Here is a 22,121-nt window from a genome sequence, read left to right as displayed (position 1 = left end):
CGCCCTAAACCTGCGTGCCGGACAAGGCCGGCGACGCACCGGCGCGAAGGTGCAGATGCTGCGCGCGACGGTGACGCACGTGTTCGCGCAAACGCAGGAACGGTCGCTCTATGCTGTAGTGCAGGGCCGCGCCCACCAGCAACACCGCTGCCGCCTCCATCAGCACGGTGAACACGCCGTGGCCTTGCACCCATGGCGCCAGACGCCCGTGCAGCTGGCCATAGACCATCTTGTGGCTCAGATACAGGCTGTAGGAAACCAGCGCCAGCCACTGCGCACCGGGCACACGCAACTGTGCCAGCACGCCGCGCCCGGCGGCGGCAGCCGCCACCAGCGCCGCCATGCCCAGGGCCAGCAAGGGATAGCCAAAGACGTTGGGTACGACATCGATCCGGCGCCCATCAAACAGCACCATGCACGCCAGCGTGATCAGCACGCCAACCACCGCCACGGCATTGGCATGGCGCTCCAGCCAGGCCCAGCCACGGCTGCGGTAGCTGCGCAACGCCGCCAGACCCACACCGGCGACCAGATCATCCAGCCGCGCCCAAGTGGGATCGTAGAGATAGCGCATATAGGGCGCGCCGGCATTGCCGCCGGCCGCCTGTACCGGGGCCACATAGTGCCACCACAGCGCGGCGCGCAAGGTCATGCCGCCAAGTACCAGCGCGGCGAACACCAGCGCCACGCGCCAGCTCCGTGCGCGCCAGGCCAGCATGAGCGCCAGGGCCGGAAACAACAGGTAGAACTGCTCTTCCACGCACAGCGACCAGGCATGCGAGAACGCCGGCCGGTTCAGGTCCACACCCAGATTCATGGTGTAGGTGAGAAAGCGCCACAACGGCATCATCGTCGGCGCCTCGCGCATCGACGGCCAAACCACATAAACGGCCAGCACCACCAGATACGCCGGCAGCGTGCGGAAACTGCGGCGCAGGTAGAAATCGGTCAGATCAAGCTGACGCCCCGCCGCCAACGGCGCAAACACCTGCGAACCAATCAGGAAGCCGGACAGCGCAAAGAACAGATCCACGCCCATCCAGCCGCTCCAGCGCAGCACGCCGCCGCCCGTCCAGCCGGCCAGATAACTGTGGAACACCATCACCCAGACAATGGCCACGGCACGCAGCAGATCCAGCCCGGGACGTCGACTCATCACCACCTTCCTTGAAAACGGGCCACTTGGGACGCAAAAGCAAGCACGAACTCCGAGTATGCCCGAGCGCACCCGGCCATTTATGGCCGGATGCGGGCACCTTCATGACCCGACGCTGACGCCCCTGTCGGCGCGCGTGCATTACACACATTCCGACCACTTTCGCGCGCGCACCATCATCCCAAAACCGGCGTCCCCAGCCGGTGAACATGCAGAGGCGCGACATGCGGCTGGAAAACAAGGTGATCATGGTGACCGGAGCCGGCCAGGGTATCGGCCGCGCGCTGGCGGTGCGCTTTGCCGAAGAAGGCGCTCACGTCATCGTCGAAGACCGGCAGGACAATGCCAAGGCCGAACAAACCCTGGACCTGGTGCATAAAGCCGGCGCCGACGGCTGCGTGGTCAGCGGTGACATCGGCCGCGTTGACGCCGACCGCGACGTGGTCGAACAAGGCGTGCGCCAGATGGGACGCATCGACGTGCTGGTCAACAACGCCGGTGTCGAGCGCCGGGCGGAGTTTCTCGACGTCACCGAGGAAGACTACGAGCTGGTGCTGGGGGTGAACCTCAAAGGCGTGTTCTTCGTCACGCAGGCCTTTGCCCGGCACCTGAAGGACACCGGCCGCGCCGGACGCATCGTCAATATCAGCTCGGTGCATGAGGAACTGCCGTTTCCACACTTTGCCAGCTATTGCGCCAGCAAGGGCGGGCTGAAAATGCTGATGCGCAACCTGGCAGTGGAGCTGGCGCCATTGAACATTGCCGTCAACAACATCGCGCCTGGCGCCATCAAGACGCCCATCAATGCCTCGCTGATGAGCCAGCCGGACAAGGTAGAAACACTGCTGGCCAATATTCCCATGAACCGCCTGGGCGAGCCTTCCGATGTCGCCGCCGCGGCGGTGTTCCTAGCCTCCGACGAGGCCGCCTATGTCACCGGCACCACGCTGTTCGTCGATGGGGGCCTGCTGTGGAACTACCATGAACAGTAAGACCACCACCTTGCCCGAGCCCGGTCCGGCACTGCCGCACGTGGCGCCCTCGGACACGCTCAGCCCGGCCGAGCGCTACCAGGAGCTGTTCGTCGACGTGCAGATGGGCGGCATCTTCGACGACTGCAAGACCTTCGTCGACTGTGTGCCAAGCGACGACCCGGCGCGCATCCTGGAGCGCTATCGCCGCGAAAAGAGCGAGCACGGCTTTGATCTTTCCCGCTTCGTGCGTGCGCATTTCGAGTGCCGCCAGATACACGAAAGCCATTACCAGTCCGACCCGGACCAGTCGCTTACCGACCACATCGATACCTTGTGGGATGTGCTTACCCGTCATCCACACGAGCATCCCGCCCACAGTTCACTGCTGCCGCTGCCTTACGACTACGTGGTGCCCGGCGGGCGTTTCGACGAGATGTACTACTGGGACTCATACTTCACCATGCTTGGCCTGGCCGAGAGCGGACGCCCGCATCTGCTGCGCACCATGGCCAACAATTTCGCCTACCTGATCGACACCTACGGCCACGTGCCCAACGGCACGCGTACCTACTATCTGAGCCGCTCGCAGCCGCCGGTGTTCGCGCTGATGGTGAAGCTGCTGGAGGATCGTGGCGTGGGCCATGCGCTGGATCATCTGCCACAGCTCAAACGCGAATATGCGTTCTGGATGCGCGGCGCCCAGGACCTGAAATCCGGTGACGCCCACGAGCACGTCGTGCGGCTGGACGATGGCAGCTTGCTCAATCGTTACTGGGACCTGCGTGCCGAACCGCGTGAAGAGTCCTATCGCGAAGATGTCGCCACCGCCGCCCGCAGCTCACGACCCGCCGACGAGGTATACCGCGACCTGCGCGCGGCGGCGGCGTCGGGCTGGGACTTCAGCACGCGCTGGCTCGACGGCGCGGACGACCTGGCCACCATCCGTACCACGTCGCTGGCGCCCGTCGATCTGAATGCCTTCATGTTCACGCTGGAACACACCATCGCGCACCTGGCGCGTCGCAGCGGCGACCTGGCCACCGCCGAAACCTTCGACCGCCACGCCGAGTCCCGCCGCAAGGCCATATCGCAGCACATGTGGGATGCCCGCGAAGGCGCCTTTTTCGACTTGGACATCGAACGCGAGCAATGCCGCCAATGCCTGACCGCAGCCGCCGCGGTGCCGCTGTTCACCGGGCTGGCCACGCAGGCTCAAGCCGATGCCAGTGCGCAGACGCTGCGCCAGCGCCTGTTGCAGGAGGGTGGCCTGGGTACCACCGAATATGACAGCCACGAACAGTGGGATCGCCCCAATGGCTGGGCACCGCTGCAATGGATGGCGGTCATGGGTCTGCGCCGCTACGGAGAAATGCGCCTGGCCGACAGCATCGCCCATCGCTGGCTGCACACCGTCGGCGCCGTCTATGAGCACAAAGCCAAACTGGTGGAGAAATACGTGCTGCACGAGATTTCCGGCCAGTCCATGGGCGGCGGCGGTGAATACCCCCTGCAGGATGGCTTTGGCTGGACCAACGGCGTCACCCGCCGCCTGCTGCACGAAGACCCGCGCCATCACGCCCACGGCTGCCGCGCCGGACGCGTGCGCCCGCGCAGTTAAGTCTCCCGCGCCTCGCCCCAGGCAAGATGGAGCCGCTGCATCAACGCCCGCGCGTCATGCGGCGCGCGCACTTTCTGGTCGTTGTCGAAGAACAGGTAGATGTCGCGTGCCTGACGCGCAGGTGGCGCGGCATCGGATATGAGCTGCGCATCCTGCGGCTGGCCGGCTCGGTGCCAGGCACGCAGGCGCTTGGCCCAGGCATCCAGCGCCTGATCATCGTAGCCGCCGGCGTACAGCTCGCCCTGCCCGTGCAGGCGCAGGTACATGAATCCGGCGGTGACATCATGCATCACCGGCCAGCGCCCGTCGCTGTCGGCCACCACCAGCGCCACGCCGTGTCGGCGCAGTTGGCGTATCAGCCGTGCATCGCAGAACGAGTCGTGGCGCACTTCCAGGGCATGACGCAGACGATGGCGCTGCCGGCTGTGCAGCAGGCCGCGGGTTTTCAGGTGATCATCGTGCCCGGCGGCCAGCGCACCGGCCGCATCGGTGTCCTTGGGCAGCAGCTTGAGGAAGGCTTCCAGCAAGTCTTCGTCATAACGCAAGCTGGGCGGCAGCTGCCAGAGCATCGGCCCGAGTTTTTCTTCCAGCGCCAGCACGCCAGAAGCGAAGAAATTGGCCAGCGCCGTGCGCACCTCGCGCAAACGGCGGATGTGCGTGATGTAGCGCGGCCCCTTCACCGCAAACACAAAGCCCGACGGCGTGGACCGATACCAGTCACGATAGCGATCCGGCGTCTGCAGCGAGTAGAACGAGCCGTTGAGTTCGATGCAGGCGAACTGGCGCGAGGCGTATGCCAGCTCGCGCCGTTGCGGCAGGTCATCGGGGTAGAACACCCCTCGCCAGGGCTGGTAACGCCAGCCAGAGATACCGATGCGAATGCGCGCCATGGCGACGATCCTTGCGCGAAAAACCTCGCACCATGGCAACCCGATTCGCGTGAGCGACGGGTGAAGCGTCAGCCGCCCAGCGATGCCTGGCGCGGACAGCCGGCCAGATGATCATTGACCAGACCGGCCGCCTGCATGAACGCATAGCAGGTGGTCGGGCCGACGAAGCGGAAACCCTCGCGCTTCAATGCCCGGCTGAGCGCGCGCGAGGCGTCGGTCTGCGCCGGAATCTGCGAGGCCTGACGGAAACGGTTCTGCCGTGGCGCGCCGTCGACAAAGCTCCAGACAAAGGCGTCCAGCGAGCCATGGCGGGCGATCAGCGCCTGCGCGGCGCGCGCGTTGTCGCGAATGGCAAACAGCTTGGCGCGATGGCGAATCAGCCCGGCATCGCTCAGCGCGGCCTCGACATCGGCATCTTCCATCGCCGCCACCGCGTCGATACGAAAGCCGTGGAACACCTCGCGATAACGAGCGCGTTTGGACAACACCGTGTACCAGGACAGCCCGGCCTGCTGGCCTTCCAGGCAAAGCAGCTCAAACAGCGCGCGATCGTCGTGTTCGGGCACGCCCCATTCGGCATCGTGATAGTCGCGCTCGATGGCCCGATGCAGCGGCCAGGCACAGTCGGCGCCGGTTACCACGGCAATGCCTCCAGATCGACGTTGCCACCGGTCAGAATCACACCGACGCGCTTGCCGGCAAAATGCTCGTGATGGCGCAACAACGCGGCCAGCACGGTGGCGCTGGAGGGCTCCACGGTTTGCTTCAGTACCCGCCAAATCCGGCGCATGGCGGCGATGGTTTCCTCGTCGCTGACCGGCAGCACGGTGACACCATGGCTCTGCAGTGCCTTGAGGTTGACCTCGCCCAGCGTGGCGCGCAGCCCATCGCAAAGCGTGTCGGGCACGATATCGGTGACGCGATGACCGGCGGCCAGCGAGGCGATGGCATCGGCGGCACCTTCCGGCTCAGCGGCCATGACCTTGAGCCCCGGGTGCAGCGCCGCGGCAACCATGGCGGTACCGGCGATCAAACCACCGCCGCCCATCGGCGTCAGCAACACCTCCAGATCCGGCACCTGTTGCAGCAGTTCCAGCGCCGCCGTGCCCTGCCCGGCAATGACTCGCGCGTCGGCGTACGGATGCACCAGGCTGCCACCGGTCGCCGCTACCACATTGGCCGCGGCCTGCTCGCGCGAGGCCTGCGTCGCCGCGCAGCGGTGCAATACCGCGCCGGCGCCGGCAATGGCGGCCAGCTTGGCCTTCACCGCGCCATCGGGCACCACCACGTGTGCCTGCACGCCGCGCGTGGCTGCCGCCAGCGCCAGTGCGGTGCCGTGATTGCCGGATGAATGCGTGACCACGCCGCGCGCAGCTTGCTGATCATCCAGCGACCACACCGCGTTGCAGGCGCCACGAAACTTGAAGGCGCCGCCACGCTGCAGATGTTCGGCCTTGAAGAACACGCACGCGTCGCAGGCCAAGTCCAGCGCGGCATCGCTGAGCACCGGCGTGACGCGAGCGTGGCCGGCGATACGTGCCGCGGCATCGCGCACCGCGGCGATATTCGGCAGATAGTCCCAACCGTCACTCACTGGCCGCCACTCCAGGCCAGACCGCAGTGATAGACGTGACGCGCGCCGGCGGCCAGGGTGATCTCGTCAACGCAGTCCTCGCGGTTGAAGGCGTTGGTCATCGACTGCATCGGCTCCATCGCCACCGAGGTGCGCGGATCACGCGACAGCGTATCGCCGGTGAACATCAGCGCCACGCCGCTGTGTTGCCACATGGTGATGGTGCGGCCGCTGGCCGGATCGGTCAGTTGGGAGCGCACGCAACCTTCGGCATCGGAGACCAGACCGACATAGCCGGCATCAATATGGCGCTCACCAATGACATCGCCTCGGCGGTAATCGCGCTCGGGCCAGTCGTCCAGCGCCACGTAGGCCGCTTCGCCCGGCAATGGCAGCAAGGCCTCGTCGGTGCGCACGCCTTTTTCGGCCGGCACGGTCAGCACCCAGCTGTCGACCGGCGTGCTGCCCGGGCGCAGGTACGGATGCCAGCCGAAGAAACACGGCGCCGACTCTTCGCCGGTGTTGTGCATGTCCACCGATAAAGACAGCGCCCCTTCGCGCAGCGTGAAGCTGACACGCAGATCGATGGCGAACGGATAGCCGTCGAACGCACCGGGGCGGATGCCATCGAAACGCAGCACCACCTTGGCCTGCTCGGCATCGGCCTGGGTCGACTCAAGCTCGAACAGCGCATCACGCACGAAGCCGTGGCGGATCGCGCGCTTGTCCTCATCCACGCCCGGCTGCATGTCGTAGGTCTTGCCGCCGAAGCGATAGCGCGCCTTGTCGATGCGGTTGGCGAACGGCGCCATGATGGCGAAGCGCGAGCCTTTCAGGGAGTCGAAATCGGTGCCGTCCACGTAGCTGTCGGCCAACTCGTGCATGCCCTGCTCGCCGGGCACGCGGATACTCAGCACCGTCGCCCCGCGTCGCGCCAACATCACCTGCGTGCCGTCCGGCGCGCGCAGGCGTAACGCCGCGTGTCCGTCGAAGGCCAGCTCGTCGATCTGATAGCCGCTCATGCGCCGTTCCTAAGTGGGGGAAACACGCATGGTAGCCTGTACGTTTCCGCCTACAAGCCGTTCGTTTCATGAACATGCGCGACGCACAAAGCAATCCCACCATCCGTTTGACCGACTATCAGGCGCCGGCCTGGCGCATCGAGTCGGTGGACTTGAGTTTCGACCTGGACGTGGCGCGCACCGTGGTCGATGCACGCCTGACGCTGCGCGGTTCGGCCGCGCCCGGCACGCCGCTGGTGCTCAATGGCGAGCACATGCAGCTGCTGTCGATCCGACTGGACGAGCGTGAACTGGGGCCGGAGGAATACCACGTCGACGCCGACCGCCTTACCGTCAAGGGTGTGCGTGACGGCAGCGTGCTGGAAACCCAGGTCGCCATCGAGCCGGCCAAGAACACCGCGCTGGAGGGCCTGTACCTTTCCGGCAGCGCCGAGTCCGGGTTCCTGCTGACCCAGTGCGAGGCCGAAGGCTTCCGCCGCATCACCTATTTCCAGGATCGCCCCGACGTGCTGGCCCGCTACACGGTGACGCTGCGCGCCGATGCCCAGCGCTTTCCGGTGCTGCTGGCTGGCGGCAATCCCGATGGCGAAGGCACGCTGGACGACGGCCGCCACTGGGCGCGCTTCGTCGATCCGCACCCCAAACCGGCGTACCTGTTCGCACTGGTGGCCGGCCACCTGGAGAAGATCAGCCAGGACTACACCACCGCCGAGGGTCGCGCGGTCACGCTGAACCTGTGGGCCGAGGCCGACGCCATTGGCCAATGCGACTACGCCATGGACGCGCTGGTGCGCTCGATGAAGTGGGACGAGGCCACCTACGGTCGCAACTACGACCTGGACGTGTTCCACGTCGTCGCCACCCATGATTTCAACATGGGCGCGATGGAGAACAAGGGCCTCAACATCTTCAACGCCAAGTACCTGCTGGCCGATCCGCAAACCTCCACCGACGAGGAATACCGCGGCGTCGAGGCGGTGGTCGCGCATGAGTACTTCCATAACTGGTCCGGCAACCGCGTGACCTGCCGCGACTGGTTCCAGCTCAGCCTGAAGGAAGGGTTCACCGTGTTCCGCGAGCAGAGCTTCTCGGCGGACATGAACTCACAAGCCATCAAGCGCATCGAGGATGTCGGCACACTGCGCCGGCGCCAGTTCCCGGAAGATGCCGGCCCGTTCGCGCATCCGGTGCGCCCGGCCGCCTATCGCGAGATCAACAACTTCTACACCGCCACCGTCTACGAGAAGGGCGCCGAACTGGTGCGCATGCTGGCAGGACGCCTGGGCGAGGCCGGTTTTCGCAAGGGCACCGACCTTTACTTCGAGCGCAACGACGGCAAGGCGGCCACCATCGAGGATTTCCTCGCCGCGCTGGGCGATGCCAACGGTCTGGATCTTTCCAAGTACCTGGCCTGGTACGGTCAGGCCGGTACGCCACGTCTGCAGGCCGAAGGCCGCTATGATGCCCAGGCGCGTCAGTACACGCTGACCCTGCGCCAGCACACCCCGGCCACGCCGGGCCAAAGCGACAAGCAACCAGTACCGATGCCGGTGAAAACTGCGTTGTTTGCCGCCGATGGCCGCATGCTCGATCTGCGCATGCCCGGCGAGGCCGAAGCCGGCGCACCTGAGCGCGTGCTGGAGGTCGATGGCGCCGAGCAGACGTTCGTGTTCGAGGACATCGACACCGCGCCGATTCCATCGCTGCTGCGCGGTTTTTCCGCGCCGGCCATTCTCGAGTGCGACTACGCGCCGGAACAGCTGGCCGTGCTGCTGCGTCACGACATTGACGGCTACAACCGCTGGGAAGCCGGCCAGCAACTGGCCTCGCGTGCCTTCGATGGTCTGCATGACGGCGACGACGACAGCGCGCTGGCCACCTGGACCGAGGCGCTGGGCGCACTGTTTGACGACACCGACCTGGATCCGGCGCTGCTGGCCGAACTGCTGACGCCGCCAGGCGAAACCGAACTCAGCGAGCGTGTCGATGCCTACGATCCGCAGGCGGTACACGACGCACGCCGACGCATGCAGCAGGCACTGGCCGATACCATGGGCGCCAAGGCGCTGAAAGCGCGCTACGACATGCTGCACGCGCAACGTGGCGTGGACCTTTCCGGCCCGGCGCAGGCGCGCCGCCGCCTGAAGCGGCGCGTGCTGGAGCTGCTGTGCCTGGCCGATGCCGAGGTCGCCTGCACCCTGGCCAGGGATCAATACGCACAAGCGAGCGACATGAGCGACCGCCTGGCGGCGCTGCGCTGCCTGCTGCGTCTGGGCGGTACCGCCGGGGACGAGGCCGCCGCCGACTTCCGCCAGCGTTTCGACGGCCAGCCGCTGGCCATGGACAAGTGGTTTGCCAGTCAGGCCGCGGTGCCCGGCGAGGACGCGCTCGCCCGTGTGCAGGGCTTGATGGGCGATGCCGCCTTCACGCTGCGTAACCCCAACCGCGTCAATTCGCTGCTGGGCAGCTTTGCGCGCATGAACCCGACCGGCTTCCATCGCGCTGATGGCGAAGGCTATCGCTTCCTCACCGCCCAGCTGGCCGAACTGGATGCGCTCAACCCGCAGGTCGCCGCGCGCCTGGCCACGGCCTTCAACGGCTGGCGTCAGCTCGAGCCGGGCCGTCGCGAACATGCCCATCAGGCGCTGGCCGAACTGTCGGCCAAGGGTGGTCACTCACCCAACCTGGGCGAGATCATCGATCGCGCGCTGCAAGGCTGATTAACCTGCCTCGAGGCCTACGCCCACGTTAAGCGCGTGGCGCGTAGGCTTCGAGGTCGGTCTTATAGGAGAAGCGCATGCATATCGCGCGCTTGCGCCAAGGTACCGCCGCCCTTCTCGCCATCGGCACGCTGCTGCTCAGTGGCTGCGTGATGCACGATTATCGCCAGGCCGATGGCTACTACGTCGGCGAATCGGTGCGCACCTCGCCCTATCGCGGTGGCTATGGGGATGACGGCTTCGCTCCCTATGGCTGGGGCTACAGCGATCCGTTCTATTACGGCGGCGGCTACTACAGCGAAGGTCGCCGACGGGTCATCGTGCGCCGTGACGACGCGTATCGGCACCGTGGCCACTGGCGCCGGTTCGATCATCATGACCGACATGAATGGCGTCACGATCGTGACAGGGATCATGACCACCGGCCGCGTCACCATCATCGTCAGCCGCAACCGTCCTGGCACCGCCCAGCTCACCCGCGTCCGGATCATGAACCGCGCCGGGTCACGCCGGACTCGCGCCGTCACCCTTCCCACCATAATCGCGCCCGCGAACATGGACGGCGCGATCGCAGCTGAATCGCAGCCTAGACACGATCAGCAGTGAGTGCGATGTGCGTCACATCAAGACGCGAAGTGCATTGCGGATTGACGCGGTACGTCGCATTGTGGACTGAAGGCGTCATCGAGGCGGGGCAGTAAGCGCGGTGTCTGGAGTCACCGCACGTTCATGCTGACGGGTCGACCATGACGCTGTAGCGTAGGCGCAACACCACGCCAGTATTCGACTTTCCGGTTTCTGGCGCCCGGCATACGGTCATCCTGGATTCCCCCTGTTCCTGAGGACCGCCGGGCGCCAGATCCTTCCCGTGTAGTGCCAATCCATGGCGGTGCCACCCAAACGGGGCGGCATTGGCTTCCCTTCGTCGGCACGCGGCCGGACCCTGTTCACTCCAGCCTTCCGCGCGGTAGAACGCTGCGTCAGCCCGGCGAAGGTACCGCGGATGTATTAGCAACTTGCATGCCATGTTGAGCACAGCCACGTGGGCAGCTGACTGGCAAACTGGCTAAAATATCGTCAGCTCATCGACACCTGCGGTTCTCTCCATGCAGCACCCCGAACACTTCGACGTTATCGTCATCGGCGGCGGCCATGCCGGCACCGAGGCCGCGCTCGCTGCGGCACGCAGCGGCGCGTGCACACTGCTGCTGACCCACAACATCGAGACCGTCGGCCAGATGAGCTGCAACCCGGCCATCGGCGGCATCGGCAAGGGTCACCTGGTGAAGGAAATCGACGCCCTGGGGGGGGCCATGGCGCATGCGGCCGATCGTGCCGGTATCCAATGGCGCACGCTCAATGCCTCCAAAGGCCCCGCTGTGCGTGCCACGCGCTGCCAGGCCGATCGCGTGCTGTACAAGGCCGCCGTCCGCCGCATGGTCGAAACCCAGCCCAACCTGAGCCTGTTCCAGCAGGCAGTGGACGATCTGATCATCGAGGGGGGGCGCGTCACTGGCGTGGTCACGCAGATGGGCCTGAGCTTCCGTGCCGGCGCCGTGGTGCTAACCGCCGGCACCTTCCTGGGCGGACGCATCCACATCGGCGAAGCCCAGCACGCCGGTGGCCGTGCCGGCGATCCACCGGCCACCACACTGGCCATGCGCCTGCGTGAACTGCCCGTTGCCGCCGATCGTCTGAAGACCGGCACGCCGCCGCGCATCGACAGCCGCAGCATCGACTTCAGCGGTCTGCAGGCCCAGCCCGGCGACCACCCCGTGCCGGTATTCTCCTACCTGGGCTCGGTCCAGGAGCATCCGCGCCAGGTCGATTGCTGGATCACCCACACCAGCGAGCGTACCCACGAGCTGATCCGCGGCGCGCTGCACAGATCGCCCATGTACAGCGGCCAGATCGAGGGTACCGGCCCGCGCTACTGTCCCTCGATCGAGGACAAGGTGGTGCGCTTTGCCGACAAGGCCTCGCATCAGATCTTCATCGAGCCGGAAGGTCTGGACACCTTCGAGATCTATCCCAACGGCATTTCCACCTCACTGCCGTTCGATGTGCAGCTGGCGCTGGTGCGCTCGATTAAGGGCTTTGAGCAAGCGCACATTACTCGCCCCGGTTACGCTATCGAGTACGACTATTTCGATCCGCGCGGCCTCAAGCCATGGCTGGAGACCAAGGCCATTGGCGGTCTGTTCTTCGCCGGTCAGATCAATGGCACCACCGGTTACGAGGAAGCCGGTGCGCAGGGTCTGATCGCCGGCCTCAACGCGGCGCGCCAGGTGCAGGACAAGTCGCCGTGGTATCCGCGCCGCGACGAGGCCTACATCGGCGTGCTGATCGACGACCTGACCACCAACGGCACACTGGAGCCGTACCGCATGTTCACCTCGCGCGCCGAATACCGGCTGCACCTGCGCGAGGACAACGCCGACCTGCGCCTGACCGAGACCGGCTTCGAACTGGGCGTGGTACCCCAGGCACGCTATGACGCGCTAAGACGCAAGCGTGATGCCGTGGAGACGGAAAAAGCCCGTCTGCGCGGTCTGTGGGCGGCGCCCACCAACGCGCTTGGCCAGGCGCTGGAACGCCAGCACGGCATGGCCTTGAGCCGCGAAGCCAATGCCGAGGAGCTGCTGCGTCGCCCGCAGCTCGATTACGCCGGCCTGACCGCGGTGGAAGGCTTCGGCCCGGCAGTCGACGATGCCGCCGTCGCCGAGCAGGTGCAGGTACAGATCAAATACGCCGGCTACCTGGAGCGTCAGCGCGAGGACATCGCCCGTCAGCGTCGCCACGAACACACTGCCATTCCAGAGCATTTCGACTATGGCGGCGTGCGCGGCCTTTCCGCCGAGGCACTGGCCAAACTGCAGTCTGCCCGCCCGCAGACCATCGGTCAGGCCATGCGTATCAGCGGCATCACGCCCGCCGCGATCTCGCTGTTGCTGGTGCACCTGAAGCGCCGCCACGCCGCCTGAGCACACACGCTCGCCATGGCGGCCCATGGCATTGCTAGAATCGACGCCGCTTACGGTGTGCCGCCCGGCGGCATACCGGCTTTCGTAACGATTACGCCGCAAGGATTTTTAGCAAAGCCTCATGCTCAGCATCGAACAACGCATCGCCGAAGACGTCGGCGCCCAGGCAGCCCAGGTTCGCGCCGCCGTGGAGCTGCTCGACGGTGGCGCCACCGTCCCCTTCATCGCACGGTACCGCAAGGAAGTCACTGGCGGCCTGGATGACACACAACTGCGCCTGCTGGAAGAGCGCCTGCGCTACCTGCGCGAGCTGGAAGATCGCCGTGCGGCGATCCTTGCCAGCGTCGAGGAGCAGGGCAAGCTGAGCGACGCCCTGCGCGGGCAGATCGAGGCCGCCGAGACCAAGGCGCGACTGGAAGATCTGTACCTGCCGTACAAGCCCAAGCGCCGCACCAAGGCGCAGATCGCGCGCGAGGCCGGGCTGGAGCCACTGGCCACCGCGCTGCGCGAAGACCCATCGGTGGCGCCGGAAACACGCGCAGAGGGCTTTATCGATGCCGACAAGGGCGTGGCCGATATCAAGGCTGCGCTGGACGGCGCGCGTGCGATCCTGATGGAGGCGATCGCCGAAGACGCCACGCTGGTCGGCGAGTTGCGTGACTGGCTGTGGGACGGCGGCCAGATCCGTGCCCGCGTCATCGAAGGCAAGGAGCATGAGGGTGCCAAGTTCCGCGACTACTTCGACCACAGCGAATCGATCGCGAAGATTCCCTCGCACCGACTGCTGGCGCTGATGCGCGCACGCAACGAGGGCATCATCGAGCTGGATCTGGTACCACCCGGCGCCGATGCCGAGCAAGGCCATGCCGACGGCGAGGCCCGCGTGGCCCATCATGCCGGCATCACTAACCAGGGTCGCCCCGCCGATGCCTGGCTGGCCGATACCGTGCGCCTGACTTGGCGCGTCAAGCTGCACCTGCACCTGACGCTGGACCTGTTCGGCCGCGCCCGCGAGGCGGCCGAGGATGGCGCCATTTCCGTGTTCGGCGACAACCTGAAAGACCTGCTGCTGGCCGCACCTGCCGGGCCGAAGGCGGTGATGGGCCTGGACCCGGGCATCCGCACCGGCGTAAAGGTGGCGGTGGTGGACGCCACCGGCAAACTGGTCGACACCACTACCATCTATCCGCACGAGCCGCGCCGGCAGTGGGATCAGTCGGTCGCCGAGTTGGGCAAGCTGTGTCAGAAGCACGGCGTGGCCCTGATCGCCATCGGCAACGGCACCGCCTCGCGCGAGACCGACAAGCTGGCCGGCGAGGTGATCAAGAAACAGACCGCGCTGACGCTGGCCAAGATCGTGGTCAGCGAGGCCGGCGCCTCGGTGTATTCGGCCTCCGAGTCGGCCGCGCGCGAATTTCCCGATCTGGATGTGTCGCTGCGCGGCGCCGTGTCCATTGCCCGGCGCCTGCAGGACCCGCTGGCCGAGCTGGTCAAGATCGAACCCAAGGCCATTGGCGTGGGCCAGTATCAGCACGATGTGAACCAGGCCAAGCTGGCACGCTCGCTCGATGCCTGCGTGGAGGACTGCGTGAACGGCGTCGGCGTCGACGTCAACACCGCCTCGGCGCCGCTGCTCGCGCGCGTGGCGGGGCTTTCGGCAAGCGTGGCCGAAAACGTGGTGCGGTACCGCGACAGCCACGGCGCGTTCCGCACCCGCAAGGCGCTGATGGACGTGCCGCGCCTGGGCGAGAAGGCCTTCGAGCAGTGCGCCGGCTTCCTGCGTATTGGCCAAGGCGATGACCCGCTAGATGCCAGCGCGGTGCATCCGGAAGCCTATCCGGTGGTCGAGCGCATCGTTGCCCAGTGCGGCCGCGAGGTGCGCAACATCATCGGCGATGCCTCGTTCCTGCGCGGCCTGAAAGCCGAACAGTTCACCGATGAGCGCTTTGGCCTGCCGACCGTGCGCGACATCCTGAAAGAGCTGGAAAAGCCCGGTCGCGATCCGCGCCCCGAGTTCGTCACGCCGTCCTTCGCCGAAGGCGTGGAGGACATGAAGGACCTGGACGTGGGCATGGTGCTGGAAGGGCGCATCAGCAACGTGGCCGCGTTCGGTGCCTTCGTCGACATCGGCGTGCACCAGGACGGCCTGGTGCACGTCTCGGCGCTGTCGCACCAGTTCGTCAAGGATCCACGCGATGCGGTCAAGGCCGGCGATATCGTGAAAGTGAAGGTGATGGAGGTGGATCTGGCACGCAAGCGCATCGCGCTGTCCATGCGCCTGGACGATATCCCCGGCGAAGCCCGCGGCGGCGGACGCCCGGCGCGTGAGGAAAAGCCGCGCGGCAAGGCGCCGCGCGGAGGCGTGCCCAAGGCAGCGGCGGCACCGGCCAACAATGCCTTGGCCGACGCTTTCGCACGCGCCCAGAAGCGCTGATAGAGACGCTTGGAAGCGCACGGCCCGTGCCGTGCCGTGCGCTCTATCACGATGCGATGCAGTGCAGCATGCGCATGCGTATGGATTGCTTTACCGTAGCCACAGGGATTGCCCCCAGGGAGAAAAAGTCATGCCCCGTTTGCGCGTTCTGAGCGGCGCCATCGTCGCCGCGCTCGTTTTCAGCAGTGGCGCCCACGCCACCACCTACAAGAACGTTGTCGTGTTTGGCGACAGCCTGAGTGACAACGGCAATATTTCGCTGGCCAGCGGCGCGCAGACGCCCTCGCGCTTCACCACCAACCCCGGAGAGGTGGCCATCGAGCATGTCGCCGATGGTTACGGCATCACCCTGTCGCCATCATTGCTTGGCGGCAGTGACTACGCCTGGGGTGGCGCCGGCGTCAATACCAACTCGCCGGGCACGCCAGCGGCGGTGCCGACCATCAGTACCCAGGTCAGCGGCTACCTCGCCGCCGCCGGTAGCGCCGACCCCAATGCGCTCTACTCCGTCTGGGGCGGGGCCAATGATATCTTCTACCACGCCACCGCGGCCGGGGCCTCGGCCCAGGCCGATGCGCTGATCGCTGCCAATACGGCCGGCCTGCCGCCGGCCGTGGCCGACCAGGTCGCCGCGCAGATCCGCGGGCAGGTCGCCAGTGCCGCTGGCGTCAGCTCGCTGGAAACGGCCGACCAGGCGCAGGCCAACGTGGCCGCCGCCGCTGTCACCGAAGTGGGCCTGATCGACAATCTGCAATCGGCCGGTGCCAAGCATATTCTGGTGTTCAACCTGCCGGATATCGGTTCCACGCCGAGCGCTGCGGCGCAGGGCGCCGATGCCGCCACCTCGCTCACGGGCCTGTCGCTGATCTACAACAGCCAGCTCAACACCGGTTTGTCTCAGGCCGGTGACGGCATCGTGCCGGTGGATGTGTACAGCCTGTTCAAGGAAATCATCGCCAATCCGTCGGCGTATGGCTTCAGCAATGTCACCGATGCGGCCTGTGGCGCCGGCTCCAGTTCGGTACAGTGCGGCCCGGCGGGATCGGGCGCGCCCTACACCTACGCCGATGGCACGCAGAATAGCTACCTGTTCGCCGACGGGGTGCACCCGACCACCGCCGCCCACGCGCTGCTCGGCCAGTATGTGGCTGCCGAACTGGCCGCCCCGGAACAGGTCTCTCTGCTGGCCGAGGCACCATTGGCGATGAGCCGATTCCAGGCCACCACGCTGACCCAACAGATGACCGCCGACGTGATGGGTGCCGGCACGCGCACCTTTGCCCGCGTCGGCTATGGTCGCCAGAGCTTTGATGCCAACAATGGCGCACCGGGTGCCGACAGCGACAACGCCAATCTGTCGCTGGGCGCGGCCACGCAGGCCGGCGACAACGTCAGCATGGGTGTGGCGCTGGGCCTGGGCCACGCCAAGGCCGACGTTGACCACAACGCCGGTGGTTACAAACTGACCACGCTCAGCGCCTCCGGCTATGCCATGCTCCATCAGGACGGCGGCTTTGCCGGCGTCTACGCCAGCTTCGGACAGCTGAGCTACAAGGATATCAACCGGCGTTTCGCATTGGGTGCGGCCACGCGTACCGAGACCGGCAAGACCGACGGCTCGCAGCTACTTGGCGGCGTCACCGCCGGCTGGTGGTTTGGGGATGGCGGCCTGAAGACCGGTCCGTTCGCCAAGTTCGAGTGGCAGCGTATTCGCGTCAACGCTTACAGCGAATACAGCGGTGACAGTTCGGCGATGTGGTTTGGCAAGCAGGAGCGCAACGCCGCCGTCGCCAGCCTGGGCTGGCGCCTTGCCGGCAGCTGGCAGGCCGGCTCCAGCACCATCAGTCCGTATGTGGAAGTGGCCTGGAATCACGACAGCCGCGCTGGCGCCGACCGGGTACAGGCAGGCCTGGTCAGCATGAACGGTCACTTCACCAGCACCGGCTTCACCTCCGACAGCAGCTGGGGCAGCGCCGATATCGGTCTGGCCATGCAGGTAACCTCTGCCACCAGCACCTGGATCGGCTACCAGGGTCACTTCGGTGACAATACGCAGAAGCTCAATGCGCTCAGCCTGGGCATGAAGTACAGCTTCTAAGCCCATCTTTGGGGCGGGTGCGCCCGCCCCTGTTTCGGGCGGGATATCAAGCGTACCGCTTGCTTTATAGAAAAGAAAAAGCCGTCCAGATGTCTGGACGACTTTTTCATGTCTACCGGTTGCAATGGGCGACCGGCTTCATGCGAGCAAGAACAAGATTACTTCTTCTTGCCGTGGTCGACATGCTTGTAGATGGCCTCGGCTTCCTTCTTCAGGTCCGCGGCATCCGAATCGGAAAGCTTGCTCACCTTGCCATTAACTTCATGCTGCTGCAGCGTCAGGTTGCCCTTGGCATCCCAACCGGCACGGTTGATGGCATCCGGCTTGGCGTTCTGGCTCGGCTTCTTTTTCTGCACGGCCACCCACGGCTGACCGTCCTTATAGGCAAAGTCGGTGGAAGTGAAGCCCTTCTTGCCGTAATCGACCAGCTCGCGGATGAACTGGATCTGCCCATCCTGACTGAACACCTGCCAGGCGCGCGACACGCCCTTCTCCAGCTTGGTGCCCTGGGTGCGCTTCATGCCGCCGATCTGCTGCTCGACCTTCTTGTAGTCGTCCAGCTGCTTCTCTTCCGGCGTGGCCTGCGCCACCAGCTTGATATTGGCGGTGTTGCTGGCGCCCTTGGTCAGCACCGGGGCCTGCAACTGCATGGTGAAATCACGCTGGCCATCGATCATCTCGGCCTGCACCACGTAAAGATCGGACGGATTGACCTTGGACGGGTCCACGTCCAGCTTGAACTGCACCGGCATCTGCGTGACCGGAGCGATGGTCTTGCTGGCCAGCGGCTGGGCGGCATCGTTCGATGCGTCCACCAGCTTGATGGTCAGCTTGGCCTGATCGGACAGCTGACGCGGCTGGGTCAGCGACACCGTACCCGAAACCGAATGCGCCATCGCCTTCTGCGACTGGCCGTCGGCATCCGAGCCATTATCCGAGCCATTGTTGTGGGAGCAGCCAGCCGCGCCGAGCGCCGCCAGCATCGTCAGCGACAAGACGATCCTGCGCATGAGGGAAACCTCTTCGATGATGAATTTCACGGCAGCGCCGAAGCCGTTTGTGCCTGACGCTTCCCGCGGGGGAAGTGTCCAAGCATAGCGGCAAAGCGCGTGACAGAAAAGTCAAGATCCAACGACGTTCCGCATCATCGTTGGATCATAAAAAAAGCCGCCGACCCGAGGGCCGGCGGCTCGATTGCGCTACATCCCAAGCCGGAGCTTAGAAGTCGTAGGTGATACCAAACTTCACGTAACGCGGGGCCTCAGCACTGACAGTGGTGCCATAGTCAGAAATGACCGAACCGGCACGGCCATAACGCGGACGCGTCTGCAGTGTACGCTGCTGATCGAGCACGTTATACACGTACATCTGGAACGCCAGCTTGTTGTCGGCGAACGCCGGACGGTAGGACACGTTCAGATTCAGCTGTTCGGTCCACGGGTTGCGACCCGCGGCACCCGGCTTGGACGGCTTGCCATCGCAGAAATGGTAGTAGGCGCCGTAACCGGTCGGGTTGGTCTGGTACGGGCCATAGTAACCCAGGCAGCTCTTGGGCATGCCCGAGTTGACCATCAGCAACGCGCCGACCATCCACTCCGGGTTGATCTGATAGGTACCACGCGCCTTCAGCTGATGACGGCGGTCGTTGGCCAGGTAACCATTGGAGTAATGGGAGAAGTAACCGTAATCCCAATCCACCGTGGCACCGACATTATCCTGACCGATATCTGAGCGTACCTGACCCTCGGTGTTGCCGCGGCTCATTGACCAGGTGTAGTCGACACGGAAGTCCCACTTGCCGTCGAACGGATGCTCAAGATGCAGGTTCACCGACGTGTAGGTGCGCTTCATCTTGATCATGTTTTCGAAGTACGACGGGGTCACCTTGACCGCCGTGTAACCACCATTGCCATTGGCGATGTTGTACGTGTTGGTCTCGCCGGGATTGGACAGGTAGCACCCATGCACACTGCTAGCATCGATATTGATACCCTGGGCCGCAGCGGCGTCAAGGATGCCACCGCCATCGCAGATATCGTCCAGGCCAGTACGCAGCTTGCGGTAGGTCAGGTTGGCACCGTATACCCAGTTGGCGTTGAGCTTCTTGTCGAAGCCCAGCATCAGCTCATCCTGGTGCTCGGCCTTGATGTTCTTGGACGCGACGGTCTTCGGGTCTGGGGCCTGACCATACTCGGCGTTGGCCGAGACCGGCTGGCCGGCACCGTTGACGGTATTGATCGGCGTCAGGCCGGTCGGCACGCCGTTGGAATCGATACCGGTATAGGTGTAGTAGGTACGGGTGTACAGCGAACCGCCAGCGGAGCGCAGTGCCACCGAGGCCGGCATGGCCAGGTAGTAGCGACCCAGGTTGCCGAACACCTTGAACGAGGAATCACCGTTCACATCCCAGCTGAAGCCCAGGCGCGGCGACCACTGCGGGCTGGTCAGCTTCAGGAAGGGCTTGCCGTCCGGGTTGTAGTTGGTGAACTGGTCGTTACGCACACCAATCTTGACCAGCAGGCGATCATTGACCTGCCAGTTGTCCTGCAGGTACTGGGCACGCTGCTTGACGCGCACCGAGGCCGAGGTGCTGTAGATGTACTTGGCGACGTAGTAGCCCTGGCCGTCAGCACCCACACCGCCCGGATAGCCGCCCGGCGCGTCGACGAACGGCTGATCGGAAATCGGCTTGCCTGGGTTAACGGTGTTGTATTCCCACGCGTAACCGGGACCGGAGGTCGAGGTACCGTCGTTGACGTCATGCGTCTTCAGGTTGTCGATACCAGCCGAAATGGTGTGATCACCCAGCACGTAGCTGACATCCAGTCGCAGATTCTCGCTGGTGGCATGGTGCGTCGGGTCATCCAGGGTCGCAATGGCGTTCGGGCTGGTGATGCCCGGGGCGCCAGCGATATCCGGATTCTGCTGATCCGCCTGATAGATGTAGGCGTAGGTCGGATCGTAACCCGGTGTGTTGTTGTAGTAATCGATCTTCTGCTTGCCGTACAGCGCCGACACGGTCAGGCTGTCAGTCAGGTAACCGGTGTACTTCAGGATGTCGTCACGCGCCGAGGTCTTGGTCGACGTGTCGTAGCTGTTGAAGTCGGTGGTCTGGCGGGCGTCGTAGTCGTAGTTGTAGATGGAACCTTCGTACTGATCCTTGTTGGTGACGTGCGTGTACTCAAGGATGTTGTTGTCGTTGATGTTCCAGTCCAGCTTCACATACGCCTTGGGATCCTTGTACGTATAGAAGGTGGTGTAAGGCGAGTTGACGCTGCCGGTGAGGCGACCCTTAGTCTTGCTCTGCTCGGCCGACACGAAGAAGAACAGCCGGTCCTTGATCAGCGGACCGCCCACGTAGACGTCTTCGGTCGTATTCCAGGACTTGTCCTTGGTGTTGGCGTTGTAGATCTGGCCCGCACTCGAGCTGGTGTTCTGCGGGTAATAATAATCGTTCTTGTCGGCACGACCAAAAGTCGGCGTCCACAGCACCTGCGCACCGAAATGCCATTCGTTGGTGCCGCGCTTGCCGATCATGTTCAGCACGCCGCCATCGGAACGACCGTACTTGGCGTCATAGCCGCCGGTCAGCACTTCTTCCTGGTCGATGGAACCGTACGGCAAAGCGATGCCGCCGAAGCCGCTGAGCGGATCGGTGGTGTTGAAGCCGTTGATGTAGTAGGCGTTCTCGGTCACCGAGGAACCGCCGAACGATACCAGCTGGTTACCCAGCGGACCGGTGAAGTAGGCGCTACCCTCGACCGCACCCGGTGCCAGCAGCGCGGCAGCCTCGGCCGAACGGGCCAGCGGCAGCTTGGCCAGTTCCTGCGAGGTGACGACGGTGGACACGTTGGTGCTGGTCACATCGATGGACGGCAGCGCGCTGGCGGTGACGGTCAGACCGGCCACCGACTGTGCATTGGCTTCGCTGGCGGCGTTGCCGCCAAGGCTCAGCTGGGTACCGGTGCCCACGTGCACGGTGACATTCTTGCGCGTATCGACAACGTTGCCACTGGCATCTTTCAGCGTGACCGTGTAGGTGCCGACCGGCAGCGAGCTGGACGAGAAACGACCGCTGGCGTCAACACTCATGGTACGGGTCAAGCCGCTCGAGTTGACGACGGTGACGGTGTCGCCAGCCGGCGCCTGGCCGAACAACGAACCGGTGGTTGCCTGACCAAAGGCAAGGCCCGCGAAGCCCATGCCGATGGCAAGCGCAAGCGCCGAACGGGTCAGCTGCTTGGTCGCGAAGGAATTTCGGTTAACCATAAATTGCTCCCCAGATGGTGCCTCAACATGGACACCAAAAACGTAGACACTGTCGCCAGTGCATCACTCGCGTCGGGAAGCGTTCAATCACCCTGGTAAGGTTGTCGATCGCCTCCCAACGATCTTCCGGCGCCCTCCCTCGACCCCCGGGGAGGGACGCCTACACCTGAACCTAAGACGAGTTTAACAACTTGTCAACTATTTATTCCCTTGCCCACCCCGTGGCAGAGAGATCGAAGAGGTTGGGCTAACCCGCTGATACATTTACGTTGAAGTCTGACTGAACCGCGCAGGTTCGGGACAACCGGCTTGCACCTGCCAAGGGTCGGCTACCCCCGGGAAGGGCGGCCGGCTATACAAGGCCCTAACAAAAATCCATGCCG

The 22,121-nt window shown here is 64.8% G+C and carries 14 protein-coding genes; 7 read left to right on the top strand and 7 right to left on the bottom strand.

The genetic code is table 11. The annotated features are described in order from the left end of the window. Nucleotides 1–4 precede the first annotated feature (4 nt). Nucleotides 5–1,156: an acyltransferase gene (locus HBF24_RS16290; RefSeq protein ID WP_167175391.1), complete on the bottom strand. Its 1,152-nt coding sequence runs from the start codon at nucleotides 1,154–1,156 to the stop codon at nucleotides 5–7. Nucleotides 1,157–1,365: 209 nt separating this feature from the next. On the opposite strand from HBF24_RS16290, the gene HBF24_RS16285 reads away from it, so the two are divergent. Together HBF24_RS16285 and treF are read left to right on the top strand one after the other, a co-directional pair. After that, complete coding sequence (locus HBF24_RS16285; protein ID WP_240922642.1) at nucleotides 1,366–2,148, top strand: glucose 1-dehydrogenase; 783 nt, start codon at nucleotides 1,366–1,368, stop codon at nucleotides 2,146–2,148. Next, nucleotides 2,138–3,748: an alpha,alpha-trehalase TreF gene (treF, locus tag HBF24_RS16280; protein WP_167175388.1), complete on the top strand. Its 1,611-nt coding sequence runs from the start codon at nucleotides 2,138–2,140 to the stop codon at nucleotides 3,746–3,748. Before HBF24_RS16285 ends, treF begins: the two co-directional genes overlap by 11 nt. Here treF and HBF24_RS16275 read toward each other — a convergent pair. The 4 genes from HBF24_RS16275 to HBF24_RS16260 form a co-directional block, all read right to left on the bottom strand. Beyond that, nucleotides 3,745–4,638: a DUF72 domain-containing protein gene (locus HBF24_RS16275; protein ID WP_167175384.1), complete on the bottom strand. Its 894-nt coding sequence runs from the start codon at nucleotides 4,636–4,638 to the stop codon at nucleotides 3,745–3,747. The two genes, treF and HBF24_RS16275, sit on opposite strands and share 4 nt — an antisense overlap. A 68-nt stretch (nucleotides 4,639–4,706) precedes the next feature. Continuing rightward, entirely contained in the window at nucleotides 4,707–5,279 is a 573-nt protein-coding gene (locus tag HBF24_RS16270) for a DNA-3-methyladenine glycosylase I (RefSeq protein WP_343162786.1), read from the bottom strand. Then, complete coding sequence (locus tag HBF24_RS16265; RefSeq protein WP_343162785.1) at nucleotides 5,273–6,232, bottom strand: pyridoxal-phosphate dependent enzyme; 960 nt, start codon at nucleotides 6,230–6,232, stop codon at nucleotides 5,273–5,275. The genes HBF24_RS16270 and HBF24_RS16265 overlap by 7 nt, the downstream gene beginning before the upstream one ends. Beyond that, entirely contained in the window at nucleotides 6,229–7,233 is a 1,005-nt protein-coding gene (locus HBF24_RS16260; protein WP_167175380.1) for an aldose epimerase, read from the bottom strand. The genes HBF24_RS16265 and HBF24_RS16260 overlap by 4 nt, the downstream gene beginning before the upstream one ends. Before the next feature lie 68 nt (nucleotides 7,234–7,301). On the opposite strand from HBF24_RS16260, the gene pepN reads away from it, so the two are divergent. The 5 genes from pepN to HBF24_RS16235 all read left to right on the top strand — a co-directional run bounded on the left by pepN (nucleotide 7,302) and on the right by HBF24_RS16235 (nucleotide 17,469). Beyond that, nucleotides 7,302–9,953, top strand: coding sequence for an aminopeptidase N (pepN, locus tag HBF24_RS16255; RefSeq protein WP_167175376.1), 2,652 nt, complete (start codon nucleotides 7,302–7,304; stop codon nucleotides 9,951–9,953). 77 nt (nucleotides 9,954–10,030) lie between these two features. Beyond that, nucleotides 10,031–10,531 (top strand): hypothetical protein, encoded by a 501-nt coding sequence (locus tag HBF24_RS16250; protein ID WP_167175374.1) that lies wholly within the window; start codon nucleotides 10,031–10,033, stop codon nucleotides 10,529–10,531. 528 nt (nucleotides 10,532–11,059) lie between these two features. After that, a complete protein-coding gene (gene mnmG, locus HBF24_RS16245; protein ID WP_167175371.1) occupies nucleotides 11,060–12,937 on the top strand; it encodes a tRNA uridine-5-carboxymethylaminomethyl(34) synthesis enzyme MnmG in 1,878 nt (625 codons plus the stop codon). Nucleotides 12,938–13,058: 121 nt separating this feature from the next. Next, on the top strand, nucleotides 13,059–15,371 hold the full coding sequence (locus HBF24_RS16240) for a Tex family protein (protein ID WP_167175368.1): 2,313 nt from the start codon (nucleotides 13,059–13,061) through the stop codon (nucleotides 15,369–15,371). 130 nt (nucleotides 15,372–15,501) lie between these two features. Beyond that, nucleotides 15,502–17,469: an autotransporter domain-containing protein gene (locus tag HBF24_RS16235; RefSeq protein ID WP_167175365.1), complete on the top strand. Its 1,968-nt coding sequence runs from the start codon at nucleotides 15,502–15,504 to the stop codon at nucleotides 17,467–17,469. 158 nt (nucleotides 17,470–17,627) lie between these two features. Here HBF24_RS16235 and HBF24_RS16230 read toward each other — a convergent pair whose 3' ends face one another. Both HBF24_RS16230 and HBF24_RS16225 read right to left on the bottom strand, forming a co-directional pair. Further along, nucleotides 17,628–18,479, bottom strand: coding sequence for a DUF1481 domain-containing protein (locus tag HBF24_RS16230; RefSeq protein WP_167175362.1), 852 nt, complete (start codon nucleotides 18,477–18,479; stop codon nucleotides 17,628–17,630). Between the two features lie 208 nt (nucleotides 18,480–18,687). Further along, nucleotides 18,688–21,738, bottom strand: a complete 3,051-nt coding sequence (locus HBF24_RS16225) for a TonB-dependent receptor (RefSeq protein WP_240922641.1) — start codon at nucleotides 21,736–21,738, stop codon at nucleotides 18,688–18,690. Nucleotides 21,739–22,121 lie beyond the last annotated feature (383 nt).

The organism is Oleiagrimonas sp. C23AA (assembly GCF_011759385.1).
Classification (GTDB): domain Bacteria; phylum Pseudomonadota; class Gammaproteobacteria; order Xanthomonadales; family Rhodanobacteraceae; genus Oleiagrimonas.
This window is presented reverse-complemented; position numbering and strand designations above follow the sequence as displayed.